We start from the raw sequence: 6000 nt of genomic DNA, 5'->3' as shown, positions 1-6000 counted from the left end.
TCAATTTTCGGTCGGCGCCAACACTCTTGGTAACGGTAGCGCGTATTCAATGTCAATGAACCTCCGCAAATATTCTGGCGCATTGATTTTTTCGCCGTACACAGCTGCGGTGCTGGCCTCAAGCTGAGACTTGTCAACCGACAACACAAAAACGATATTGGGCACATCGAAAAGATGCTTGATGCGTTCAAGCATCTCGATGGCAAAGGTTGGGCGGCAACGGTCAAGTTCATCAACGAAGAAGACGAGCGTCTCCTTTTTCCCAGCAGTCTTTAACTGTTCGACGGCCTTCCCCACTTCGTGCCGGAATTTTTCAAGCGACTCCTTCTCTTTTTGAAATGCGTCAACTAGGTTACCTGCCATCTCTCCTGCAGCGTCTGCGGCCATCTTCTCAAGGTCTTCTTCTATGTCCAAAATTCCTAACGTTGCGGCCTTAACACCCGCGACCACAGCACGCTTAGCTACCGCTGACGTTATTTTTTTAGCTGTTTTCAGATGGCCACGGAAGGCAGATTCAGCCTCGCCATTTGCCAGACGAATGTCATCTATCGCCGACACCAACGCCACCAAAGGGTCAGTCACATAGTCAACTTGCCAAGCGTTGAAGTAGACGCACTGAAATTGCTCTTGCGCCAACTTGGCCATCAACATTTTGACAATCGTTGTTTTACCTGTCCCCCACGGCGAGTCCAGTGCCAGAACAAAAGGGCCCTCCAACCTTGCGATCAGACTTGCTAAAAACTCAACTAACGGTTTTCGTTCCAATGCGTCATTTTGAAACGGGTTTTCCGGTGGGACTTCCAGTTCGGGCAATCTGTATTTCATGGAGTACACCTCAGACTATTGATTCACAGAAAAAGCTTTATTCAAGGTGGCGTTCCGCAGCGACTGGGAGCGCTTGAGATTGACATCAATTTCTGCTTCGACTCCGCGCAAAAGGGACAGTCGCCTATCGACCTCGGCGACGATGCGGACCTGTTCTGCGAGCGGCGGCAGTGGGACAGCAACCGAGCGAACAAGACTCAAATTGAGATTTGGCTGCACCCCGCCTGAAGCGACCTTCCGCATCTGCTCGTAATTGAGTTCGAGGAAGTGCCGGACGTAGCCGCGAACATCCTCGTTAACCTGCAACGCTGCAAGCGCTTGATTGGTCGTCGCGGGAATGCGAAGCTCGGCGCATTTGCCCCGAGTTTTTCCCTCTCCGTACATAGCGACCAACAGCGTGCCAGAGGGATACAAGGTGAGATTAGTTTCAGCAAGTGCTCGGCGGGTCACGAATTCAGAAGCCTTATCAACGTAGCCTGCATTAACCACTCCGCTGGTGACCCACGGCACGTCACCGGCATCCCAATAAGCCGGATTACTACGGTTAGGCGTTGCGCCAGTTCCTACGTCCGCCAGTTGATCTATAGAAGACCAAGTCCAGCCATCGGAAAGGCATGCGGCATCACCGTCAGGTATTTGTGGTGTCCTGAATTTTCCCCGACCGCTCCACTGACTACGCCGCGTTTCAAGAATCCGTTGCAAAAGTTGCTCGCCGGTTTCGCAGCTGCGGCCTTCGCTACGGGCGAGTTCGGCTTCGGTAGGGACGAGGCGGCCTTCTACGGCGTCTTTGAGGACGGAGGCTTTGTAGCGTTTGAGGTTGGCCTTGACGCGCTTCAGGTTGGCGACGGCTTCGTCGAGGCGGGAGAACTGCTTTTCGAGTTCGGCGACGACGCGGCGCTGCTCATCAATATGCGGCAGTGGAATTACGCTGTCTTCAAGGAATGCACTTGGCACGCGCCGAAGACCGACCGCGCCAGTCATATGGCCGGATGCTTCTTTTCTGAATGTTTGGCTCGATACGAAGTAGTAGATGTAACGAGCGTCAACGTCAGCACGCGGGCGAAGAACGTGAAACTCGGTTGAACCAAACCCGACGCCATTTCGGAGCTGTCGTGCAATAGCCATCTTTCCGTTTTCCATACACGGCGTGACCTTCGCAAATAAAACGTCGCTCTCGCGAAAGTGGGTGTAACCCTTTTTCACATCTGCATACTTGCGGGTGGTGGTCACATCAATGACGCCAGAGGTGGCTTCGACTGCGGCCATTGGAACGAACGAAACGTCCAAGTCATCAGAAAACAAACTGCGGTCGAGCTTTGGGTTGACCTCTACCGCTTCCGACAGCGGGACCATTCGCGTGACGGCGATGTCGTCATTTCGCACTTGGTGCCTACTTGGTGCGCACTTGGTGCCAGGCTGGCTGATGGGCGCGGCGGTTTGCGGTTGCCCGCTCACGCCGCCAACTCCCGATTCACCGCCTCAAGCACCTTCGGCAACTCCGCGCCAAACAGCTGATGCACCTTGCCGATGCCGCCCTCCTGCGCAAAGGGGGAGAGCTCGCCTGCTGTGTGTTCGCGCATGTTCATTTTTTGTTTCCGGTCTGATTGGCCAGCCACGCCGCGCCTTGCTCGGTGAGGCGGTATTTTTGTTGGGGGCTACGGGGGGAGTCTGGATGCGTCATTTCCAGCAAGCCTTGGTCCATTAATGGCTGGATGACTTGGTCCCTGAACTTGGTTCGGTTGGTTCTGTCGGCCACGGTCATCAATTCAGTCAAAGCCGCGCCAGTGCTGGCTTTGACGAGGATTTGGACTTGGTCCCGACTTGGTCCCAACTTGGTCCCTGGCTTGGTCCCTGCCGTAGTCACGTCGGCACCATCCGTCGTGCCCTTGGGCCGCCACAAGGTCTGAATAAATTGCCCCCCGTCTTGCCGAAACTCCGGCGCTGGCAAGCCCGCTTTGGCACACTGGCTGATCATGTCCAGCGTACCGGTGCCCGCCTTTTCAATGTAGCGGGCCAAAAACAGCGGCTCGGCGTGAATGAAGTCTTTAACCGCCCGTCGTTCCAGCGCCAGCTCTTTTTGCACCGAGCTGATGAAAATGCGTTGCTTTGCACTCACGCCGCCAACTCCCGATTCATCGCTTCAAGCACCTTCGGTAATTCCGCGCCAAACAACTGGTGCACCTTGCCGATGCCGCCCTCCTGCGCAAACGGGGAATATTCAAAATCATCGGGCTCGATGCCAAGGTTAGCAGCGATGTGGTCACGGATCATTTCTAGCCAGTGCATTTGTTCTTTTGTGAAAGGAATACCTGGATTCCTTCCTTCGTCGGAATGACGCGTGGGGTGGTCGGAATGACGGGGAGAGGTGTCGGACTGAGACATTTGCGCCAGCCAGGCCTTGAAGTTGGCGTTGACGCGCTCGGGAAAGGGCACCAGCTCATTGTCCTGGTGCATGGCAAAGCGCACCAGGCTGACCAAATCCGTGAGGATGCGGCGGCGGTTTTCGCCCTTCACCTTGGTTTTGTCCAGCGCGGCGTAGGCTTGCCAGAGCTGGCCCTCGGTCCACAGGTGCGGCGGGGCTTGCAGGGCGTCGGCCAAGGTTTTGAGGGCTTCAAATGTAAGTGTTTCGGCCCGTAGCCCTTGTAAACGCTGCGGACGCTGATACAAAATTTGTAGCGCAGTGATTTCGTCTTTGTGCTCGGCAATAAAGCGTTCAAAGGAGTCGACCGTACCTTTGGCGCGCTCGCGGGCAGCTTCAGAAAAGTCGGCGTCGATCAGCTTGTCTTGCGTGACGGTGTCGATGATTTGCTCGGCCTTTTTCTTCAGGTCGATGAGCAGATGGCGCAGCGCCGGGTCGCACAGCGGTTTGGTGGCGTTGGTGATGCGCCCTTCGACTGCCTCAGGGTGGTCGGCGGCCAAGTCGGGGTCAAGGGCATCGACAATGCCGCGCGCCAGGTCTTTGAGTGAATAGCCACCGCTGGCCTGCATGATTTTGAGTCTGTCGGGCTCGGTCAGTTCGCGGTCGAGCCGGGCCAGGCGGGCGGCGACGCTGGACAGCACTTCGGGCTCCACATTGCCCAGCGCCACGGCTTGCAGCAGTTTGTCGAAGGGCACGGACTTTTTGGGGTCCATGGGGGCGGAGTCGGTTTTGTCTTGCTCGCACACGCCCACGCAATCGACGATGACGAAGTGGTCTTTGGCTTTGGCGTCGGGCGTGACGGCCTGCAGGTCAGTGGGCGGGATGATGCGCACGCCGCGGCCTTTCATCTGCTCGAAGAAGTTGCGGCTTTTGACCGAGCGCATGAACATGACAATTTCGACCGGCTTGATGTCGGTGCCGGTGGCGATCATGTCCACGGTGACGGCAATGCGCGGAAAGTAGCTGTTTCTGAAGGCGTTGATCAGGTTCTCGGGCTTTTCGCCGGTGGTGCGGTAGGTGATCTTTTGGGCAAAGTCGTTGCCCTTGCCAAACTCTTCGCGCAGGATTTCGACAATCTTCTCGGCGTGGTTGTCGTCTTTGGCAAACACGATGGTCTTGGGCACCTCGGTGCGGCCGGGGAATATCTCCGTGAACAGCTTGTCGCGGAAGGTGCGGGCTATGGTGCGGATCTGGTCGGGGGTTTGCACGGCGCGGTCCAGCGCGTCGGCGTCGTAGGCCATGTCTTCATCCAGTTCTTGCCAGCGGGTTTTGCGGGTCAGGCGGTCGCGGTAACCGACGGAGTAGCCGGCTTCCACCTGACTGCCCTGCTCGCTGACCTGGGTGCGGATGCGGTAGACGTCGTAGTTGACGTTGACGCCATCGGCCACAGCCTGCTGGTGGCCGTATTCCATGACCAGGTTTTGGTTGAAGAAGCCAAAGGTCTGTTTGCTGGGCGTGGCGGTGAGGCCGATGAGGTAGGCGTCAAAGTACTCCAGCACCTGGCGCCACAGGTTGTAGATGCTGCGGTGCGCCTCGTCGGTGACGATGATGTCGAAGGTCTCGATCGGAAAGCTGGGGTTGTAGCCAATGGGCTCGGGTTTGGCGAACAGACTACGGGTGACGTTATCCAGACCATCGACGCTTTGCTCGTCGTCTTCAGGCGCCAGCTCGCGGCCTTTGAGCATGCTGAACAGGCGCTGGATGGTGCAGATGGTGACGCGTGCTGTCGTGTCGAGCTGGTTGCTGGTGAGGTGCTGGACGATGTATTCCTCGCCAAACTTGTAGTTGTTGTAGGGCGAGGTGTATTGGTCAAACTCTTTTTTGGTTTGCCGCCCCAGGTTGCCCCGGTCCACCAGAAACAGCACGCGTTTGGCACCGGCGAACTTGATCAGGCGGTAGATGAAGCTGATGCTGGTAAACGTTTTGCCGCTGCCGGTGGCCATCTGGATCAGGGCGCGTGGCTTGTTGGCTTTGAGCGAGGCTTCCAGGTTTTGCGGATGGCGATTTTCTGGGCGGGCCACAGGCCGTCTTCTATCAGCGGCGGCATGGCTTGCAGGCGGGCCAGGAAGGTGGCCGGGTCGTTGGCGGCGGCGGTGAGGTAGGCGGGGCGGGGTTCCTGGACGGAATTCGCGTCAGGGAGAACGGCGGCGGCGAGCGCGTCTTTCAGGAAGGCGGCCAGGGTTTCGGGCCGGTGGAAGGCAAACACGCTGCGGGCTCTAGGCTGCGGGTCCAGCCCCTGGGTGAAATGGGTCTCGATGCCGGTGGATTCGTAGCTGAAGGGCAGGGGCCTGCGCCAAGCGGGCAGGGTGGCGGGCAAGCCCTGGGCGTAGCGGGCGGATTGCACTTCCACGCCAGTGAGGGTGGCGCCTTCTTTCTTGGCCTCGATCACGCCGGCGGCTTTGGCATCGAGGTAGAGCAGGTAGTCGGCAAAGCCAAAGCCGGCGTTGAGGGGGAATTCGCGAATCGCCACGCCACGGGCGGCGTGGATGTTGGCGTCATTCATATCGCAGACATGCCAGCCTGCTTGCATGAGTAGCGCATCAATGCTTTGTCTGGCTTTGGCTTCTGGTGTCATTCCCCCTCCGTTGTAGGGCATTCTAGTGTGGTGTTGCATGCTTGATGGCACAAATAAACGCGGTTTTATGTGCCAGATAGCGTGCAACACCGCACTGGGGGAGCACAGGGATTTCCAAGTCCCTGATTGCCCTGTGCAATGCGAGCATCAGCAGCTTTGTAGCGGGGCAGACGGAGCGCCT

At 57.6% G+C, this 6000-nt stretch carries 6 protein-coding genes; all 6 read right to left on the bottom strand.

The window, feature by feature from the left end; translation table 11 throughout:
• Nucleotides 1-825, bottom strand: coding sequence for a KAP family P-loop NTPase fold protein (locus B3F77_RS03860; protein WP_293603676.1), 825 nt, complete (start codon nucleotides 823-825; stop codon nucleotides 1-3).
• 15 nt (nucleotides 826-840) lie between these two features.
• Nucleotides 841-2208 carry a restriction endonuclease subunit S gene (locus B3F77_RS03855; RefSeq protein ID WP_293603675.1) on the bottom strand — a complete coding sequence of 456 codons (1368 nt, stop codon included), beginning with the start codon at nucleotides 2206-2208 and terminating at the stop codon, nucleotides 841-843.
• Between the two features lie 68 nt (nucleotides 2209-2276).
• Nucleotides 2277-2405: a hypothetical protein gene (locus tag B3F77_RS03850; RefSeq protein ID WP_293603674.1), complete on the bottom strand. Its 129-nt coding sequence runs from the start codon at nucleotides 2403-2405 to the stop codon at nucleotides 2277-2279.
• A gap of 2 nt (nucleotides 2406-2407) precedes the next feature.
• Nucleotides 2408-2941: a Fic family protein gene (locus tag B3F77_RS03845; protein ID WP_293603673.1), complete on the bottom strand. Its 534-nt coding sequence runs from the start codon at nucleotides 2939-2941 to the stop codon at nucleotides 2408-2410.
• The gene (locus B3F77_RS03840; RefSeq protein WP_293603672.1) at nucleotides 2938-5265 is read right to left on the bottom strand and encodes a type I restriction-modification enzyme R subunit C-terminal domain-containing protein; all 2328 of its coding nucleotides are present in this window, start codon (nucleotides 5263-5265) and stop codon (nucleotides 2938-2940) included. The genes B3F77_RS03845 and B3F77_RS03840 overlap by 4 nt, the downstream gene beginning before the upstream one ends.
• The gene (locus B3F77_RS03835; protein WP_293603671.1) at nucleotides 5193-5819 is read right to left on the bottom strand and encodes a hypothetical protein; all 627 of its coding nucleotides are present in this window, start codon (nucleotides 5817-5819) and stop codon (nucleotides 5193-5195) included. Before B3F77_RS03835 ends, B3F77_RS03840 begins: the two co-directional genes overlap by 73 nt.
• Nucleotides 5820-6000 lie beyond the last annotated feature (181 nt).

Origin of the sequence: Polaromonas sp. UBA4122, from assembly GCA_002381615.1 — a bacterium.
Lineage (GTDB): Bacteria > Pseudomonadota > Gammaproteobacteria > Burkholderiales > Burkholderiaceae_C > Polaromonas.
Note: the sequence above shows the minus strand (reverse complement) of the source record. Positions and strands in the feature narration are given on the sequence as shown.